16 protein-coding genes, 4 tRNA genes and 2 pseudogenes are annotated in these 17,591 nt (G+C 59.9%); 5 read left to right on the top strand and 17 right to left on the bottom strand.

Going from position 1 to position 17,591, the window contains the following annotated elements:
* Positions 1-27 precede the first annotated feature (27 nt).
* Together HBN98_RS24185 and HBN98_RS24180 are read right to left on the bottom strand one after the other, a co-directional pair.
* Positions 28-939, bottom strand: coding sequence for a siderophore-interacting protein (locus HBN98_RS24185; protein WP_083368486.1), 912 nt, complete (start codon positions 937-939; stop codon positions 28-30).
* Between the two features lie 85 nt (positions 940-1,024).
* Positions 1,025-1,393, bottom strand: coding sequence for a penicillin-binding protein activator LpoB (locus HBN98_RS24180; RefSeq protein ID WP_083368485.1), 369 nt, complete (start codon positions 1,391-1,393; stop codon positions 1,025-1,027).
* Positions 1,394-1,643: 250 nt separating this feature from the next.
* On the opposite strand from HBN98_RS24180, the gene csrA reads away from it, so the two are divergent.
* Positions 1,644-1,838 (top strand): carbon storage regulator CsrA, encoded by a 195-nt coding sequence (gene csrA, locus HBN98_RS24175; RefSeq protein WP_003179932.1) that lies wholly within the window; start codon positions 1,644-1,646, stop codon positions 1,836-1,838.
* Between the two features lie 223 nt (positions 1,839-2,061).
* On the opposite strand, the gene HBN98_RS24170 is transcribed toward csrA, so the two are convergent.
* Complete coding sequence (locus HBN98_RS24170; protein WP_083368484.1) at positions 2,062-2,517, bottom strand: DUF2214 family protein; 456 nt, start codon at positions 2,515-2,517, stop codon at positions 2,062-2,064.
* 37 nt (positions 2,518-2,554) lie between these two features.
* Entirely contained in the window at positions 2,555-2,791 is a 237-nt protein-coding gene (locus HBN98_RS24165) for a hypothetical protein (RefSeq protein WP_151101674.1), read from the bottom strand.
* 261 nt (positions 2,792-3,052) lie between these two features.
* Here HBN98_RS24165 and HBN98_RS24160 point away from each other — a divergent pair, with 261 nt between their 5' ends.
* Both HBN98_RS24160 and HBN98_RS28100 read left to right on the top strand, forming a co-directional pair.
* Positions 3,053-4,222, top strand: a complete 1,170-nt coding sequence (locus HBN98_RS24160) for an FAD-dependent monooxygenase (RefSeq protein ID WP_083368483.1) — start codon at positions 3,053-3,055, stop codon at positions 4,220-4,222.
* Between the two features lie 234 nt (positions 4,223-4,456).
* A pseudogene (locus HBN98_RS28100) lies at positions 4,457-4,732 on the top strand (SOS response-associated peptidase family protein); the annotation flags it as partial.
* On the opposite strand, the pseudogene HBN98_RS27975 reads toward HBN98_RS28100, so the two are convergent.
* A pseudogene (locus tag HBN98_RS27975) lies at positions 4,636-4,891 on the bottom strand (lysis protein); the annotation flags it as partial. The pseudogenes HBN98_RS28100 and HBN98_RS27975 sit on opposite strands and share 97 nt — an antisense overlap.
* A gap of 1 nt (position 4,892) precedes the next feature.
* On the opposite strand from HBN98_RS27975, the gene HBN98_RS24155 reads away from it, so the two are divergent.
* Positions 4,893-5,237, top strand: a complete 345-nt coding sequence (locus HBN98_RS24155) for a tyrosine-type recombinase/integrase (RefSeq protein ID WP_229755026.1) — start codon at positions 4,893-4,895, stop codon at positions 5,235-5,237.
* An 8-nt stretch (positions 5,238-5,245) separates the two neighbouring features.
* Here HBN98_RS24155 and HBN98_RS24150 read toward each other — a convergent pair whose 3' ends face one another.
* Positions 5,246-5,629, bottom strand: coding sequence for a Rap1a/Tai family immunity protein (locus HBN98_RS24150; RefSeq protein WP_151101676.1), 384 nt, complete (start codon positions 5,627-5,629; stop codon positions 5,246-5,248).
* A gap of 194 nt (positions 5,630-5,823) precedes the next feature.
* Positions 5,824-5,900, bottom strand: a tRNA-Val gene (locus HBN98_RS24145).
* A gap of 184 nt (positions 5,901-6,084) precedes the next feature.
* On the opposite strand from HBN98_RS24145, the gene HBN98_RS24140 reads away from it, so the two are divergent.
* Positions 6,085-7,368: an NAD(P)/FAD-dependent oxidoreductase gene (locus HBN98_RS24140; protein WP_083368482.1), complete on the top strand. Its 1,284-nt coding sequence runs from the start codon at positions 6,085-6,087 to the stop codon at positions 7,366-7,368.
* Positions 7,369-7,415: 47 nt separating this feature from the next.
* Here the strand turns inward: HBN98_RS24140 and HBN98_RS24135 are convergent, their stop codons facing one another.
* The 10 genes from HBN98_RS24135 to purF all read right to left on the bottom strand — a co-directional run bounded on the left by HBN98_RS24135 (position 7,416) and on the right by purF (position 17,580).
* Positions 7,416-8,387 (bottom strand): XdhC family protein, encoded by a 972-nt coding sequence (locus tag HBN98_RS24135; protein WP_083368481.1) that lies wholly within the window; start codon positions 8,385-8,387, stop codon positions 7,416-7,418.
* 1 nt (position 8,388) lies between these two features.
* Positions 8,389-9,624 (bottom strand): c-type cytochrome, encoded by a 1,236-nt coding sequence (locus HBN98_RS24130; protein ID WP_083368480.1) that lies wholly within the window; start codon positions 9,622-9,624, stop codon positions 8,389-8,391.
* Positions 9,625-9,626: 2 nt separating this feature from the next.
* The gene (locus HBN98_RS24125) at positions 9,627-10,166 is read right to left on the bottom strand and encodes a (2Fe-2S)-binding protein (protein ID WP_083368479.1); all 540 of its coding nucleotides are present in this window, start codon (positions 10,164-10,166) and stop codon (positions 9,627-9,629) included.
* Positions 10,159-12,990 (bottom strand): xanthine dehydrogenase family protein molybdopterin-binding subunit, encoded by a 2,832-nt coding sequence (locus HBN98_RS24120; RefSeq protein WP_083368478.1) that lies wholly within the window; start codon positions 12,988-12,990, stop codon positions 10,159-10,161. The genes HBN98_RS24125 and HBN98_RS24120 overlap by 8 nt, the downstream gene beginning before the upstream one ends.
* 488 nt (positions 12,991-13,478) lie before the next feature.
* Positions 13,479-13,555 (bottom strand) — tRNA-Asp (locus tag HBN98_RS24115).
* A 94-nt stretch (positions 13,556-13,649) separates the two neighbouring features.
* A tRNA-Asp gene (locus HBN98_RS24110) sits at positions 13,650-13,726 on the bottom strand.
* A 55-nt stretch (positions 13,727-13,781) separates the two neighbouring features.
* Positions 13,782-13,857 (bottom strand) — tRNA-Val (locus tag HBN98_RS24105).
* A gap of 169 nt (positions 13,858-14,026) precedes the next feature.
* Positions 14,027-14,803, bottom strand: a complete 777-nt coding sequence (locus HBN98_RS24100; RefSeq protein WP_083368477.1) for an SDR family oxidoreductase — start codon at positions 14,801-14,803, stop codon at positions 14,027-14,029.
* A complete protein-coding gene (locus tag HBN98_RS24095; protein ID WP_083368476.1) occupies positions 14,800-16,011 on the bottom strand; it encodes an O-succinylhomoserine sulfhydrylase in 1,212 nt (403 codons plus the stop codon). The genes HBN98_RS24100 and HBN98_RS24095 overlap by 4 nt, the downstream gene beginning before the upstream one ends.
* 63 nt (positions 16,012-16,074) lie before the next feature.
* Positions 16,075-17,580, bottom strand: a complete 1,506-nt coding sequence (gene purF, locus HBN98_RS24090) for an amidophosphoribosyltransferase (protein ID WP_016773943.1) — start codon at positions 17,578-17,580, stop codon at positions 16,075-16,077.
* Positions 17,581-17,591: the final 11 nt, after the last annotated feature.

Here is a 17,591-nt window from a genome sequence, read left to right as displayed (position 1 = left end):
CGTAAAGTTCGAGGCCTTTTTTTGTGCCTAGCTGCCCGCCTTGTTGTAGCGCCAGTACCCCATCAGGTTGAGCGACTCGCGCGGGATACCGCACGCCTTGATCAGGTGCTTGCGCAGTCGCATGACCGCGGCGCTTTCTCCGGCAATCCAGCCATAGAATCCTTCTGGGGCGGTATTGGCGATCTCCCAAAGAATGTCTTTGTCGATATCGACCTCAGCCAGTTCCGTAGCCTGAGCGACTGATGGCTCATCGGCCGGCAAGAAGGCCTGCTGCACCGCCTGCACCATCAGCGTTCCAGCCACTGTTGCAGGCACCTGATCGCGAACCAGCCACTGCACCGACAACCCGGGCCAGTCCGGCACCGAGAGCATGTCTGCCGCGCTGTCGACTTCAAAGTACGCCTGAGTCTGGGGTGGTTCGGCCATGGCGGCCAACGCTTCGAGAATGCCCATGGCCGCCGGCAAAGCCGTGGCATCGGCCACCAGCAACACCTGCTTGAGCACCTGCGGCGGTTTCCATTCGAAGCCGCCGGCGTCCTGCGCGGAAAAACCGCGGTCGGGAGCAAGTATCTGCATCGAGGCACCCGGCTGCGCATGCAGCGCCCAGCGCGAGGCGGGACCGGTCTCGCCATGCAGGACAAAATCGATATCGACCTCGCCTTGCTCGGCACGCAGATGACGAATGGTGTAAGTACGCATAGCCGGTCGACGACTTGCAAGCATCGAGCGAAAACGCGCGTACCACCCCTCTTCCTGCGCGAGCCTTGCGGGAGATCCATCTTCGGCAGGGAAAAACAGTTTGACGCGCTGGTCCGGCGCCCAGGTTGCCATGTCACTGATCGAAGGGTCGGCGAGCGTGATCCGCATCATGTGCGGGCTTACCAGGGTCTTGCGGTGCAGAACCACATTGAAGAGTTTGTAGGGAGCAGTGGAAGCCATGCGGAGCGCCTGCAGAAATCGTGATTGACTCGTATAAGACGAGTTATCTGCGATGTCCTTTAAGCCGCTCCGCCGAATACGTTGTTTATGGCGCGAGCGGATGCTCCACGAGCACCGATTCGACATTCTGTTTCTTGGCCTTCACCAGCGCCGCATCCACTTGCACCTTGCGCGCTTCAGCCTCGGCCTGGGAGTTGAACGGACCAATCAGAATCCGGGTCTTGCCGCTGCTGTCCTTGATCACGGTCGGCACGAAAGCATGCTCGATCAACCAGCCACTCAGGTCGCTCACAGCCTGGGGCGTTTCGCCGCGCACTTCGAGGTCCCATTGCGGGGCGGAAGCTGCCGCAGGTGCCGCCGCGACTGCCGTTTTCGGCTTCGGTACGTCTACACTCTTGCCTTCACCACATCCTGCCAATGCCAGTGCCGCGACCATCCAGACCAATTTGCGCACAACGCTTTCCTCGAAAATCTCAAAGCGGCGATCTTATCATTCATAAATACTTCGCGAGGCCCGCAAAATGGGCACAAAACAACGAGATTGATGATTGCAGCCTCTGTATAGTTACGCCCTGGGAATTAATGCCGCATCTGCGCGTCAGAAAGAGGCACCCAAACCGTGAGACTTCGCACTAATCTATACGTACCACCGACCTCTGCACTGTCTGAATCAGGTGCCCTACAAAGCAATCAAGGAGAAGACCATGCTGATACTCACCCGCAAAGTCGGTGAAAGCATAAATATTGGTGATGACATTACGATCACCATCCTCGGCGTAAGCGGTCAGCAAGTTCGCATCGGCATCAACGCCCCGAAAAACGTTGCCGTACACCGTGAAGAAATCTATCAGCGCATCCAGGCTGGCCTGACCGCCCCGGACAAGCCACAAACACCCTGAGCCACCTCGCACTCAGTAGCCAGTTCGTTTGCCCTGCGTAATGACTGGCTAAAGATTCACGCGCCGTACTGCCATCCGCTCCCCAGTCCACTGGGCACGGCGCCTGACACATTCTCCCTCCGCTTCACTCTCTCCCTCCCCCTCTCTTGCAACGCGATACTACCTGCGACTGCCAAGCCTGGCTGTCAGACATTTCCGAGAGGACACAGGGAATTGCTCCCTGTTAACCGAACTTCACGCCTCGGGCCATGCCGCTGGCCGCAATCACCATCAGCATCAACAGCAGCGCCTCGAGATGGCTGATCCGCGCAAACAGCTTTGCTCGTCCAGTATCGAGCGCCTTACCCCGTGCAGACGCGATCCGCCATTTGACCAGGGTAATCATCGGCGCCAGCTCCAAAAGCAGAATCAGCACGAACAACGTCATCTTCAAATGGAACAGCGGTTGGTGCAGATAGTAGTCAGTGCCCTTTTCAAACCCGCCGAAGGCGCGCATGCCGCCCGTCACCAGCAGAATCAGCGCTGCAATCCCCCACAGATTATCGGCAAGCAAAACCCGTCTGACATCACCGGATCCAGTAGCCAGACGACCGAACGCCGTGCCACGGGTCAGCACGGCCCAGAACCCCAAGGCAAAAGCCAATAGATGGATAGCGGCAAGAAACCAGTGAACCAGCATCGACGAACTCCTTTGACAAAGCCCTGAAAAACGCCAGTCAGTAGTAGTCGAAAAAACCCGATTGCGCCCGCACACCATCGTGGGGCTGGAAAGCTTCGCGCAGGAAGAAAAGAGAGAGAAAGCGGGTTTCGCCAAATCGCAGGCAAAAAAAATCCCAAGCAGCTGATGGAAGCTTGGGATTTAAAAATGCATAAACCGTGGTGGTGAACGCAGGGCGGATGTTACTGAAGTTCACGACCAGCAACAAGATTTTTTTGATAACCGGTCGGTTCAAAATACCGGTAACCCCTTAAATATCCACACTTTTTCAACGGATCCAAAAATAAACAGAACGTCATATGAACGGATCGTGTTATTTCGAAACACGCTAAGCGCAAGGTAACGAAAGGGGCGCGCGCTGAGTCGCTACATTCGAAATGCTCTGACGAGCTGGGAAAGCGCTTTCGGGTCCGGGGGTTCTCCCTATTCGTCCATCAGCCCTTGCCTTTATAGACTGAGTATAATTCTCCGCGCTCACCCCTCCGTGGATCCTCCTATGATCAACCACTCTGTTCCCGTCCAGCGTCCACACCTGCCGTCCGCCTCTCCCGTGCTCATCAGTGGCGCAAGCTTTGCGGGCCTTGCTACTGCCTTCTGGCTCAACCGTCTGGGCTACCAGGTCACGATCGTTGAGCTCGCAAGCGGACTTCGCAGGGGTGGGACGCCGGTCGACATCGAAGGCGAAACCATCGGCATTCTTGAGCGCATGGGCTTGTTCGGTGCAGTCCGGGCGAAAGCACTTCCCCCTCGCGCATTCAAATTCAAGGATGCCGACGATCGTACGCTCGGCGGCATCGATGTCGTGACGGGCGCGGAAGAACCCTCGCGCACTCGATTTGAGATACATCGCGATGACCTGCTGGATATCCTCTTCTCCGGAATCAATGGATCGGTCGAGGTGCTGTTCGGCCAGTCGATCAAACAACTCGAGGACGGGCCAGACGGAGTCACGGTCACTCTAAACGACGGCATGCGGCGCACTTTTGCTTTGGTATTTGGATGCGACGGCAATCGCTCCAACACCAGGAAGTTGGTGTTCGGCGACGAGGAGAGCTTCACCTACTTCATGGGAGGCTATGTCTATCTGAAGGTCGCACCGGTGACGGGAATATTACCGTCCAACGTATCCGAGGTTTTCAGCGCGCCAGGCCGGACGGCGATGCTAAACGGCTATGACGACCGGACAGACATCTGCCTCGCTTTTCGCACCGGAGGTGAAATCGAATATGACTATCGCGACCGCGCGCGCCAGCGTGCGATGATCCATGACCATTTCGATGGGCTGGGCTGGAAGGTGCCGACTGCTCTGAAACATGTGGATGCCGACGATGATTTTTACTTCGACAGGATCAACCAGATCCAGATGCCGTCCTGGTCGAAGGGGCGAGTCGTTCTCGTGGGGGACGCGGGCTACTGCGTATCGCCGGTCGCCGGCATGGGCGGCTCGATGGCGATCATCGGCGCGGGGAGGATTGCTGAAGCCTTGGAACGGCACGGCGCTGACTACGCTGCAGCCTTCCAGGACTATCACGATAAACTGCATGCTTTTGTCGAAGAGGTTCAGAAAAGGGCCGCCAATGAAGGCATGGCAACAATATTCCCAGCCGACGACGCCGAAATGGCGGAGCGTGATCGAAAACTTCGCGACGGTGAGTTCGATCTCTAGCTGCCGATCGCGCGTGCTCAAGGCAGGGAGAATGTCTTGCCTTTTCGAGATTGTGCTCGAGCTTCCAAGCCATGTAGATGGTGAATTACGTTTGGCGCTTGCGTACCTCGGGCCTACCCTGCTCTAACATTTCGACTGGGCTTCCTCGATGAGGATACAAATACAGCCTTCGATGCGCATTGCACCTTCAGTCTGATGGTCGGCTAGGCGGCGTAGAAATGGGAATTCAACACTCACGACCGACGGCCCGTGGTGCTACCGCCCGAACTCACCCGGGAATGGTTGGTGCCGGCCACGCCAAAGGAACGCGCCGAGCAGATGGTACTGCACCAAGGCTAACCAGCCGATGCCTTCGAATGGTTCAAGGTCGACGCAGCGGTGGGCAACGTGAGGATAAAGGAGTGGGGATGGCTCTATCTTGGGGTTAACAGTTCGCTGACATACGCTTGGCAAGCTCGCAGAACAATCAATCCTTGGTTGCCGTCGTCGGTGATGGCGATAATTCGTTGAGCATGCGCTGGGTCAAGTCGGGCGCGCGCCTCCATGAACCACGCCGACGGCTTCGGTACCGGTTGACGCTGTGCAGCCACTGGCTGGATCCGCTGCGTAGAGGAGGACTGACAGCCGCAGATCAGAAGTGGCAAGGCGATCACGCAGGCGAGCCTGCTCGGTGCGCACCTGGGTGGCGGCCGCGTCACTGACGAAAGCTCGCAAGCGATCGCAACTCGATGCCAAGCTGCACTGGAACGCCGTGACACCCGACTACCTGACCAAGTCATTCACCCAGGCGCGGGATGATTCCGAGGCCTACAAGGACATCCCGGCCGGCGAGCGCCCCACCTTTCATGAGATTCGGGCGCTGGGTACGTGGCTGTACGAGCACCAGTTTTTTGCACAGGAATACATACAGGGATTGTTGGGTCACGCAGATGTGAGGATGACCGAGCACTATCAGGCAGGGCACGGCGATGAAGCGGTGGTTTATATGAAGGTCAAAGCCGATCTGCCGGTATAGCGCCGCGATCACTTACAGGGGTATTCAGAACGGAGCGCTAACATAGTTATGGTCACATCCTTTTGCACCAATTTATCAGGATGCTCACCAAGGTATTTAACGACAGCTCGAACCCCTGCCTGCTCCATGTAATCTTCAGGAAGACACACTCGTAAATGGCCATCTTTCAGTTCACTGCCAAGGATTTGCAGAGCACCACGCACGCCATGTATCACCCCAACGCAGTAGCCCATAGCACCTGCGTCGTAGTTTGCCTCTGACGGCTTCCCGTCCCAAAAATTTAGAAGCCCCTTGCAGGAGCTTAAAAACTTTGCCCCACCACCATCAGCTAAAACCGCAACGTTTGCCGTTAAGCCCAAAAATACTGTCGATGCTGCTATCCATGCCTTCATGATTGCGTCCTTAATTGAGTAAACGGGAAATATTTCTAGGCAGCATGATGAACAGCTGACGGGTATACACATTACTTACGCCGCTGTGGTCGCTTGCCCAAAGTATTCCCAAAGTTTGCCCAAATGACAGACAACAAAAAAGGGCCCACCTTTCGGTGAGCCCTTCTAGACCGCCCAGCAGAGCGGATTTTGTTTGGTAGGCGCGATTGGACTCGAACCAACGACCCCCACCATGTCAAGGTGGTGCTCTAACCAACTGAGCTACGTGCCTGCTGTGAGGCGGCATTCTACGGAATTCCGGAGGGGTGTCAACACCTTTTTTTCACCTAACCCTATGAATATGCAAAATATTTAATTTCGGGCCGGTGAAGAAGATTTTTCCGGTGGCTGGCGGAGGTTTTTCAACTCGGGTAGGATCGGCTCACTCGTAAAATATATTAAACAGAGGCTGCAGGATGGCGAACACCCCTTACCCAGAGTCTTATTACGCTGCGTCGGCCAATGCCGTACCGCCACGTCCGGCCTTGCAGGATGACGTGGAGACGGATGTCTGTGTGATCGGCGCCGGGTACACCGGGCTGTCCTCGGCGCTGTTTCTGCTGGAGAACGGCTTTCGCGTGACCGTGCTGGAAGCGGCCAAGGTCGGTTTCGGCGCGTCGGGGCGCAATGGCGGGCAGATCGTCAACAGCTATAGCCGTGACATTGACGTCATCGAGCGCAGCGTTGGCCCCAAACAGGCGCAACTGCTCGGGCAGATGGCCTTCGAGGGGGGCCGGATCATTCGTGAGCGCGTTGCCAAGTACAACATCCAGTGCGACCTGAAGGACGGCGGCGTGTTCGCCGCGCTGACCGCCAAGCAGATGGGCCACCTGGAATCGCAGAAGCGTCTGTGGGAACGCTTCGGCCATACGCAACTGGAGCTGCTCGACGAGCGCCGCATCCGCGAGGTGGTTGCCTGCGATCAGTACGTCGGCGGCATGCTCGACATGAGCGGCGGGCACATCCATCCGCTGAACCTGGCGCTGGGTGAGGCCGCCGCCGTCGAATCCCTCGGCGGTACGATCTATGAGCAATCCCCCGCCGTACTCATCGAGCGCGGTGCCAACCCGGTGGTGCACACGCCGCAAGGCAAGGTCAGGGCCAAATTCATCATCGTTGCCGGCAACGCTTACCTCGGTAATCTGGTGCCGGAACTGGCGGCCAAATCCATGCCCTGCGGCACCCAGGTGATCACCACCGAACCGCTGGGCGATGAACTGGCGAAATCCCTGCTGCCACAGGATTACTGCGTCGAAGACTGCAACTACCTGCTCGACTACTACCGCCTCACGGGCGACAAGCGCCTGATCTTCGGCGGCGGCGTGGTGTATGGCGCACGGGATCCGGCGAACATCGAAGCAATCATCCGCCCGAAAATGCTCAAGGCCTTCCCGCAACTGAAAAACGTGAAGATCGACTACGCCTGGACCGGCAACTTCCTGCTGACCCTGTCGCGCCTGCCGCAGGTCGGGCGTCTGGGCGACAACATTTATTATTCGCAGGGCTGCAGCGGCCACGGCGTGACCTACACGCATTTGGCCGGCAAGGTGCTGGCGGAGGCGTTGCGCGGCCAGGCTGAGCGCTTTGATGCGTTTGCCGACCTGCCGCACTATCCGTTTCCCGGCGGGCAGTTGCTGCGTACGCCATTTGCTGCGTTGGGCGCCTGGTATTACGGCTTGCGCGACAAATTCGGGATGTAAAAAAGGGCCGCTGAACAGCGGCCCTTTTTATTCAACACTGAACGGTTTCAGAGCTGATCCCGAGCAATCCCGCTACGGATGCGCAGGATATCCGCCAGCACCGCCAGCGCGATTTCCGCTGGCGTCTTGCTGCCGAGGTTAAGACCGATCGGCGCATGAATCCGCGCCAGCTCAGCCTCATCCAGCCCACCAATGCGACGCAAGCGCTCGAAGCGTTTCTGCGAGGTCTGCTGCGAGCCCATCACGCCAATGTAGAACGCCTCGGTGCGCACCGCCTCCATCATCGCCAGGTCATCGATACGTGGATCGTGGGTCAACGCCACCACCGCGGTATCGCGGTGACAGCCGCCATCGGCGATGAACACCGACGGCAGTTGCCGACGAATCTCCACGCCATTGAGCACCACACCTTCGAGCACTTCATCGCGCGGATCGCAGAGAATCACTTCGAAGCCGAGACCCACAGCGAACTCGGCACACGCCTGCGCCACGCTGGAATACCCCGCCAATAGCAAACGCTGAGCGGCACCTACGCGAATCCGCACCCGATCAATCTCGCGCTCGATGCGCGCGCCCTGCTCGCGATCCGCGAACAGACTGCGCGCACCATTGGCCAGATCGACTTCGCGAATCAAGCGGCGCTGACCAAGCAGCGCCGACTCAAGCTCACGCAGATGCGCCTGCACCTCGCAGTCGGCGTCAAATTTCTCTACCAGTACATCGAGAATGCCGCCACAGGGCAGGCTGACCCGCGAGCGCGGATCATCACCTTCACCGTAACGCACCACGTTGACCGCATCGAGAAACGCACCTTCCGCCACGCGCTCGAGGAAGTCTTCCTCAACGCAGCCACCGGACAGAGACCCGATCCACTGTCCGCCAGCGTTCACTGCCAGCAGTGAACCCGGCGCACGCGGCGCCGAGCCGTAGGTGGTCAGCACCGTGCAGAGCCAGATGCGCTGCCCCGCCACCGACCATTCCAGAGCCCGCCGCACCACTTGCAGATCGAGATGCTGCATGTCAGTGCGCCTTGTGCTCGACAGCCGGAACTTCCGCTTGCAGCTTCTGCACGTCGCTGACCGCCAGCTCTGCCGACTGGCCGCCCCAGCCTTGACGCAGGTAGTTCAGCAGATCAGTCAGTTGCTCGGTACTGAGCTTGTCGGCGAAACCCGGCATCGGTTGCATGTGCTCGAACCCGGCGAATTTCTGCTCGCCGATACCGTCCTCGATCACCCGCACCAGGTTGCGCGGATCTTCCAGGCGCAGCGTGGTATTGCCACGCATGGCCACGGCGATGTGCGGCTTGCCTTCACCACCGGCAGCATGGCAGCCGGCGCAGACGTTCAAATACTCCTGACGGCCGCGTTGCGCGCTCGGGCTGAGCTTGTCCACGGGCACTTCAACGAGCGCTTTGGCTGCAGGCGGCTTGTCGCCGAGCAGGAACGTCGCCATCGCTGCCAGATCCTGATCGTTCAGGCCCTGGGTGCTGTTGTGGAACACCGGGAACATCTCGTTGAACATCGTGCCCTGGGCACTCATGCCGTGCTTGAGGAACGTGCTCAGATCCTGCTGATTCCAGCCGCGCGCCGCGAGATCGGTGGCGAGCAGGCTCGGCGCCAGATAACCGTTGAGGACGCCGCCAGTCAGGCGCTTGTCCAACTGCATCGCGCCCGGCAGGCCGCGTGGCGTATGGCATTCGCCGCAGTGACCGAGCACCTCGACCATGTACTGGCCGCGCTTCCAGGCCTCGCTCTGACCTTCGTCAGGCTCGAGCTTCAAGGCCTTGCCGTACAGCATGTTCCAGCCCATCAAACCCAGACGCACGTTGAACGGAAAGCTCAGGCTGGTGACCGGCGCGGCGCGCTCGATCGGCTCGATGGTTTTCAGGTACGCGTGGATCGCGTCGGAATCTACCCGCGGCACCAGGTGATACGAGGTGTACGGCATCGCCGGGTATAGATTCGCCCCGTCGCGACGCTTGCCTTCGGTCAGCGCCGCGAAGAATTCGTCATCGCTGTACAAACCGATACCGTGCTCTTTGCTCGGTGTGATGTTGGTGCCGTAGATCGTGCCGAACGGCGAGACGATCGGCAGCCCGCCGGCAAACGGTGCACCGCCCGGCGCGGTGTGGCACGCCATGCAGTCGGCCGCGCGGGCGAGGTATTCGCCGCGCTTGACCTGATCGTCCGCGTGGGCAAACAACACCGCCGCAGCCAGCCCGACCGCCAGGGTCAGGCGGGTCAGTAGATGCTTCATGCTCACCCCTCCTTGACCAGGCCGAGATCGGTCAGCACGTTGCGGGTGGCGTTGTAGTAACGCACGTACCCGGTGCAACGGCAGACGTGATGGCCGAGGCTGTCCTCGATGACCTGTTCCAGCTTGCTCTTGGTGATCGGCTGGCGCTGCAGCTTCTCCACCAGCACCGTCGCGGCGTTGACGAAGCCCGGTGCGCAGTAGCTGCACTGGAAGGCGAATTCGTCGACGAAGCGTTGCTGGATCGGGTTCAGCTCAGTGACCTGACCTTGCTCGTCGCGCTTGGCGTGAGCTTCGATGGTGCGCACTGTCTTGCCTTCGAAGTAATGGGCGCCGGTGATGCAGGTGCGCACTTCTTCGCTGGTACCGTCCGGGTTGTCGACGATCACCACGCAGGCGTGGCAAATGCCCTGGCCGCAGCCCAGGCGCGAACCGGTGAGGTTCTTGTATTCGTGCAGGTAGTCGATCATCGGCAGGTCATCAGGGATGTCCACCGGGCCGACGGATTGACCATTGAGGGTCAGTTGAAGCGGACGGTTAGCCATTGAGGGCCTCCTTGATGCGCGCAGCAGTGATTGGCAGATCGCGAACACGTTTACCGATGGCGTGCGCCACGGCGTTACCGATGGCACCGACCACCGGGATCATCACCACCTCGGCGATGCCTTTGGACGGATCGCTAGGTGACAGCGGCGGCAGAATCTCCGCAGTCTGCTTCCACACCGCCACGTGGCGGGCCATCGGCAGGCGATAACGGTTGAAGTTCCAGTCCCCCTCCCCCGGCCCACCTTCGTACAGCGGCATCTCTTCCATCAAGGCGTGGCCGATGCCCATGGCGATACCGCCTTCGAGCTGGCCCTTGACCAGTTCTTCGACCAGCACCCGACCGCACTCGACCCACGAATGGTGGTTGAGCACTTCGACTTCGGCCGAGCCTTTGTTGACCTTCAGCTCCACCAGCGTCGCCACCGGGCTGTAGTAAGTCACCGCCGCGTTGTTCAACTGAACCACCGGGTAATTGATGTTCTGGCGATCCAGCAGATGGAAACCTGCCGTGCTCATCAGCGCTTTTTTCGCCTTCGGCGCGCCATCGCCGTACTTCACCGCCAGACCGTCGAGCGGCAGGCGCTCGCGCACGCCATCGATGCTGTATTCAGCCTCGGCCCAGCTCCAGCGGTTGAACGCGTGAACGGTGGCGCCGGTCACCAGACCGCGCTCGTGAGCGTGCTTGGCCAGCTCTTCGAAGCTCAACGGCTGCATGCCGTTGGCGGTGAGTTTGCCGTCGACCCAATGCGCATCTTCGCGACGCACCACGTAAGGGTTGGCTTGACCGCCATAAGGGCCCTGACGCCAGATTTCCATGGCCGCCGGCCACAAACCGTTGTTGAACAGCACGCGTGCGGCTTCACGGGTGGCGTGACTGAAGTAGTAAGCGGAGTTGGTCGCCGACGATGCCGAGGCCAGCTTGCCGACCCAGCGCGGGTTACGCAGCAGGTTGTCCTGCTCGGCCTGGCTCATGATGTACGGGTTGCCGCTGGTGATCAGCTGCATTTCCTTCCACTCGGTTTCGCCGGTCTTGACGTCATGCGCCGGGCTGCCGAGGAAATCGGCCACGACCAGCGCTTGCGAAGTGGACATGCCGGTGCCGATTTCGATACCGATGTGGCGCAGGGAAATGCGACCTTCAGCAGTGAATTCGATGCTGGCCATCGGCGCTTCGGAACCGGTGCCGAAGTCTTTCTGGCAGATGGCAAAACCGACGCCGTACCAGTTGTCCGGGTCGGCGACTTCGCGCTGCTGCTTGATCGCGTCGCGGTTTTTCCAGACTTCGTGCACCGAGGCCTTGTCGAGAATTTCGTGCAGGCGCAAGGCACCGGCCGGAATCGCACCCTGGGTGTTTTTCATACCGGAGCGCAGGGCGTTCTTGCGACGCAGGTCAATCGCGTCGACACCCAGGCGATTGGCGATTTCGTCGACCATCATTTCGGTCGAGGCCATGCTTTGCAGGGTGCCGTAGCCGCGCATCGAGCCCGCTTCAACAGCGCGCGAGTGATAAGCGGTGACCTGCAGATCGTTCTGCGGCATGTAATAGATCGACTGTGCCGCCGTGGCGCCCACCGCCGCCACCGACGGGCTGTAGTTGATCCGACCACCGCCGTCGACGCTCATTTCTGCACGGAAAATCTTGAAGCTGTAGTCGTTCTTGTCCACCGCCAACTGGTAGCGGATGTCGAACGGGTGGCGCTTGATACCGCTCTGGAACTGCTCGTAGCGGTCGTTGGCCAGACGGATCGGCACACCCGCGCCATACAGCGCCGCGAGGGCAGCGTAGTAGACGAAGATGTTGTGGTCTTTGGAACCGTAACCCACGGTGTAACCCGGGTGCATGTTCAGGTTGGCCAAGCCGAAACGCGACGGCGCGATCATTTTCGCGGTCTCGGTCGCCGCTTCCAGCGGGCACTGGGTGGCAACCACGAAGTGCAGGGTCTTGGTGCTCGGGTCGTACCAGCCATTGCCGTTGTCCGGCTCCATCGCGGCCGGCTCGATCGACGGGGTCTTGTAACGCTCGTCGAACACCAGCCAGTTGTCCGGCGGCGTGTCGATCTGCTGCTTCATGCGGTCGGCGTAGAACAGGCCGCGCTCGGTCAGGTTACCGTGCAGGTTCGGCTGGGAATTCCACACCGGGCGACGGTTCTTCAGCATCGGGAACAGAATCGAATCCTTGAGGCTGGCGAATTCGTCTTCGTCGGCCGAGGTCGGGCCGCCCACGCGCACATAGCGGAAGCTGCCATACGGGTCGCCTTCGTAGTACGGCACTTGCGCACCGTAACGAATCGCCTTGTCATTGAATTTGAGTTTGTTCTTGGCCTGGCGGAAACGCTCGAAATCGTTCCAGATCAGGATCGCTACCGGGTGACCGATGAACATCGGCACTTTGCCTTCGGGCAGCAATGGATCGGGCGCGTGCTCTTCAGGGAACACGATACCGTCCTTGTCCAGGTCGGCCGCCGTGACAATGCGGTCAGGCTGCAAGTCAGCGCCGAGCCACGACAGGTCATAGCCGTCGTAGATACGGTCGGCCTTGATGGTTTTGAGCAGCATCGCGTGGCCCTGTTGCTCAGGCCAGCCCGGCATGTCCTTGGAGCGAATGTCGCGGGCAAAGACCTTGCTGCCGCAGACTTTGGACAATGCGTCGTTACGTTGACGCGCCTTGCCGTTGTTGCCGAGCCACTTCTCGGACGGCACGGTCACGCTGTTTTCCATCAAGGCAGCCAGCGCCTGACTGCTGAGCGGCGCGAGCGTCACGCTCACACCCGCCACCAGCCCGCCCTGGAGGAACGAGCGCCGGGATATATCACGGTTGGACATGGATCATCCTCTGGGCGGTTATGTGTCCGCCCTTCTGGTTATCTACTGGGAATCTCGAGTCTTGCAGAAGCCCTTCTTGGCTAAACAAAGGGCGTGTTGACAGTGCAAAGCTGACCGAAAGGTTAACTTTAAAGGTTTCTGGGCTCGCAGCAAACAACCAGTTACAAAAATTTGACTAAAGAATCAAAAAATCAATGCGGCGTGGCACCGCAGCAGATCGCTGAACATATCGACCCCCCTTGTGGGAGCGAGCCTGCTCGCGAAAGCGTTCTTCCAGCCAATACTGATTTTGAAAGTGCCGACGCCTTCGCGAGCAGGCTCGCTCCCACAGGGATTTGCGCTGGATTGAGGAGGGAGGAAAAGAGGAAAAGCCAAATTTCAGACACAAAAAACCCCGGTCTTTCGACCAGGGTCTTTGCTATCGATTCCGAAACAACCAGCGGTTGCTTTCGGTGCTTCAAGGCGTTCAGTGGTCCTTGAAACAGATATGGCGCAGCGGACGGGACTCGAACCCGCGACCCCCGGCGTGACAGGCCGGTATTCTAACCGACTGAACTACCGCTGCGTATCGCTTTGAGCTTGCGCTCAAGTAACTCGTTTTGACTGCAAGCTTCGGTGCTTGGCAATCGCGAGCCAGACATTGCCTGACTCGTAAAATATGGCGCAGCGGACGGGACTCGAACCCGCGACCCCCGGCGTGACAGGCCGGTATTCTAACCGACTGAACTACCGCTGCGCGTCGGTGGAGGCACTTTCAGCCTACCTCTTGCTTTCGCAAGTTTCTCGGGGAGTGGTGGGTGATGACGGGATCGAACCGCCGACATTCTGCTTGTAAGGCAGACGCTCTCCCAGCTGAGCTAATCACCCGTTTGCATCTCCGAGGCCGCGAAATTTACGCAGGTAGCGAACCTAAGTCAATAGCAGGATTGAAGTTTTTCTGAAAAAGACAAAATTGAGTCAATCCCGAACACCCCATCAACCCTCAGACCGCTATCGCGAGCTGGCTCCCCTCCCACGGAGATCGCGGCTTCGCTCCTTACTCGGTGTAAATCATCTTCTTGGTCATACCACCATCCACGACGAACTCCTGCCCGGTGACAAACCCGGCATTGCGCGACAACAGCCACGCCACCATCGCCGCCACATCCTCGACCGTCCCTACCCTGCCCGCCGGATGCTGGGCATGATCGGCATCGGCCAGTGGTTCGGCACGTCGTGCCGACGGATCCCGCGCATCAATCCAGCCCGGACTGACCGCATTGACGCGGATCTCCGGCCCAAGGCTGATTGCCAGTGCATGCGTGAGCGCCAACAAGCCGCCCTTGCTCGCCGCATACGCCTCGGTATCCGGCTCGGACTGCGCCGCGCGTGTCGACGCCAGATTGACGATCGAGCCATTGTGCGCCCGAAGATACGGCGCGCAATGCTTGGCCAGCAGCATCGGCCCGCTGAGATTCACCGCCAGCACCCGATTCCAGTAAGCCAGATCGAGGCTTTCCAGGGTGATGTTGTGCGGATCGGCCACTGCCGCGTTGCACACCAGCGCATCCAGGCGACCAAACTGCCCGAGCACTTCGGCGACGCCGAGCGCGACCTGGTTCTCATCCGCCACGTCCATGGCGATGAACCAGGCATTTTCGCCCAGCACCTTCGCCACTTTTGAACCGCGCACACGATCCAGGTCGGTCAGCACCACTTGCCAGCCCTCGCTGATCAGCCAGGCAGCAATGCCCAGACCGATGCCGCGTGCGGCACCGGTGACCAGCGCAACGCGGCCATGGGTGCCTGCCGTCGGAGTAGACAACTCGATCACAACGCCGCCAGACCGCGCGACAGGTCGGCCTGCAGGTCCGCCACGTCTTCCAGACCGACCGCAATGCGGATCAGGCTGTCACGAATCCCCGCCGCTTCACGCTCCTGCGGGGCCAGACGGCCGTGGGAGGTGGTGCTCGGATGAGTGATGGTGGTTTTGCTGTCACCGAGGTTGGCGGTGATCGAAATCAACCGGGTTGCATCGATAAAGCGCCAGGCGCCCTCTTTGCCGCCCTTGACCTCAAAACTCACCACCGCACCGAAGCCCTTCTGCTGACGCTGGGCCAGCTCATGCTGCGGATGACTCTTGAGACCGGCGTAATGAACCTTTTCGATGCCGTCCTGCTGCTCCAGCCATTCGGCCAGCTGCTGGGCGTTGGCGCAGTGCGCTTTCATCCGCAGGTTCAAGGTTTCCAGCCCCTTGAGGAAGATCCACGCGTTGAACGGACTCAGGGTCGGCCCGGCGGTGCGCAGGAAACCGACAACTTCCTTCATCTGCTCGCTGCGACCGGCCACCACCCCGCCCATGCAACGGCCCTGGCCATCGATGAACTTGGTTGCCGAGTGCACGACAATGTCCGCACCCATTTTCAGCGGCTGCTGCAATGCAGGCGTGCAGAAGCAGTTGTCGACCACCAGCATCGCGCCTTTGGCGTGCGCGATTTCCGCCAGCGCGGTGATATCCACCAATTCGGCCAGCGGATTGGATGGCGACTCGACGAACAGCAGCTTGGTGTTCGGCTTGATCGCCGCATCCCACGCCGACAGGTCGGCCAGCGGTACGTAGTCGACTTCCACACCGAAGCGCTTGAAGTATTTCTCGAACAGGCTGATGGTCGAACCGAACACGCTGCGCGACACCAGCACGTGATCGCCGGCACTGCACAGGCTCATCACCACCGCCATGATCGCGGCCATGCCGGTGGCGGTGGCAACCGCTTGTTCGGCGCCTTCCAGCGCAGCGATGCGCTCTTCGAACGCGCGCACGGTCGGGTTGGTGTAACGCGAGTAAACGTTACCCGGCACTTCCCCGGCAAACCGCGCAGCCGCGTCGGCAGCGGTGCGGAACACGTAGCTGGAAGTGAAGAACATCGGATCACCGTGTTCGCCTTCCGGCGTCCGGTGCTGACCGGCACGTACGGCCAGGGTATCGAACGCTACGCCTTCGAGGTCGCTGTCCAGCCGACCGGCATCCCATTCCTGACTCATGCTGTCACTCCTTGCCCTGTTCTGAATAAGATACAAAACCGGCCCCTCAGGGCCGGTAGAAACTCAGTTGTTGTACAGATCGATGATCGCACTGACCGCCTGGGTCTTGACCTTGGAGGCATCGTTGCGTGCCTGCTCGATCTTGTTCAGGTAAGCCTCGTCGACGTCGCCGGTCACGTACTTGCCGTCAAACACCGCGCAATCAAAGTGCTCGATCTTGATCTTGCCGCCACCGACCGCTTCGATCAAGTCAGGCAGGTCCTGATAGATCAGCCAGTCCGCGCCGATCAGATCCGCCACGTCCTGTGTCGAACGATTGTGCGCGATCAGTTCGTGAGCGCTCGGCATGTCGATGCCGTAGACGTTCGGGAAGCGCACAGCCGGAGCCGCCGAGCAGAAGTAGACGTTTTTCGCGCCGGCTTCGCGGGCCATCTGGATGATCTGCTTGCAGGTGGTGCCGCGCACGATCGAGTCGTCGACCAGCATCACGTTCTTGCCGCGGAATTCCAGTTCGATGGCGTTGAGTTTCTGACGGACCGACTTCTTGCGCGCCGCCTGGCCCGGCATGATGAAGGTACGACCGATGTAACGGTTCTTGACGAAACCTTCGCGGAATTTCACGCCCAGGTGGTTCGCCAGCTCCAGCGCCGCGGTGCGGCTGGTGTCCGGAATCGGGATAACCACGTCGATGTCGTGCTCTGGACGCTCGCGCAGGATCTTCTCGGCGAGTTTCTCACCCATGCGCAGACGGGCCTTGTACACCGACACGCCGTCGATGATCGAGTCCGGACGCGCCAGGTAGACGTGTTCGAAGATGCACGGGGTCAGGGACGGGTTGGTCGCGCACTGACGGGTGTGCAGCTTGCCATCTTCAGTGATGTAGACCGCTTCGCCCGGGGCCAGGTCGCGAATCAGGGTGAAACCGAGCACGTCCAGTGAAACGCTTTCGGACGCGATCATGTACTCGACGCCTTCGTCGGTGTGACGCTGGCCGAACACGATCGGGCGGATGCCATGCGGGTCACGGAAACCGACGATGCCGTAACCGGTCACCATCGCCACCACCGCATAACCGCCGACGCAACGGTTGTGCACGTCGGTCACGGCGGCAAACACGTCTTCTTCAGTCGGCTGCAGCTTGCCGCGCTGGGCCAGCTCGTGGGCGAACACGTTCAGCAGCACTTCCGAGTCGGAACTGGTGTTGACGTGACGCAGGTCGGATTCGTAGATTTCCTTGGCCAACTGTTCAACGTTGGTCAGGTTGCCGTTGTGCGCCAGGGTGATGCCGTACGGCGAGTTGACGTAAAACGGCTGCGCTTCGGCCGAAGTCGAGCTGCCGGCGGTCGGGTAACGCACGTGGCCGATACCCATGTGGCCGACCAGACGCTGCATGTGACGCTGCTGGAACACGTCACGCACCAGGCCATTGTCCTTGCGCAAGAACAACCGGCCATCATGGCTGGTCACGATACCGGCAGCGTCCTGGCCGCGGTGCTGGAGCACGGTTAGCGCGTCATACAGCGCCTGATTGACGTTCGACTTACCGACGATACCGACGATGCCACACATGCGACGCAACC

This window comes from Pseudomonas koreensis (assembly GCF_012986595.1).
GTDB classification, from domain to species: Bacteria; Pseudomonadota; Gammaproteobacteria; order Pseudomonadales; family Pseudomonadaceae; genus Aquipseudomonas; species Aquipseudomonas koreensis.
The sequence above is the reverse complement of the archived record's forward strand: the minus strand, read 5'-3'. Positions and strand labels throughout refer to the sequence as shown.

Coding starts and splice junctions, on each gene's coding strand:
- HBN98_RS24185 (WP_083368486.1), bottom strand. CDS start 939: ATGGCTTCCACTGCTCCCTACAAACTCTTCAATGTGGTTCTGCACCGC.
- csrA (WP_003179932.1), top strand. CDS start 1,644: ATGCTGATACTCACCCGCAAAGTCGGTGAAAGCATAAATATTGGTGAT.
- HBN98_RS24170 (WP_083368484.1), bottom strand. CDS start 2,517: ATGCTGGTTCACTGGTTTCTTGCCGCTATCCATCTATTGGCTTTTGCC.
- HBN98_RS24160 (WP_083368483.1), top strand. CDS start 3,053: ATGATCAACCACTCTGTTCCCGTCCAGCGTCCACACCTGCCGTCCGCC.
- HBN98_RS24150 (WP_151101676.1), bottom strand. CDS start 5,629: ATGAAGGCATGGATAGCAGCATCGACAGTATTTTTGGGCTTAACGGCA.
- HBN98_RS24140 (WP_083368482.1), top strand. CDS start 6,085: ATGGCGAACACCCCTTACCCAGAGTCTTATTACGCTGCGTCGGCCAAT.
- HBN98_RS24135 (WP_083368481.1), bottom strand. CDS start 8,387: ATGCAGCATCTCGATCTGCAAGTGGTGCGGCGGGCTCTGGAATGGTCG.
- HBN98_RS24130 (WP_083368480.1), bottom strand. CDS start 9,624: ATGAAGCATCTACTGACCCGCCTGACCCTGGCGGTCGGGCTGGCTGCG.
- HBN98_RS24125 (WP_083368479.1), bottom strand. CDS start 10,166: ATGGCTAACCGTCCGCTTCAACTGACCCTCAATGGTCAATCCGTCGGC.
- HBN98_RS24120 (WP_083368478.1), bottom strand. CDS start 12,990: ATGTCCAACCGTGATATATCCCGGCGCTCGTTCCTCCAGGGCGGGCTG.
- HBN98_RS24095 (WP_083368476.1), bottom strand. CDS start 16,011: ATGAGTCAGGAATGGGATGCCGGTCGGCTGGACAGCGACCTCGAAGGC.
- purF (WP_016773943.1), bottom strand. CDS start 17,580: ATGTGTGGCATCGTCGGTATCGTCGGTAAGTCGAACGTCAATCAGGCG.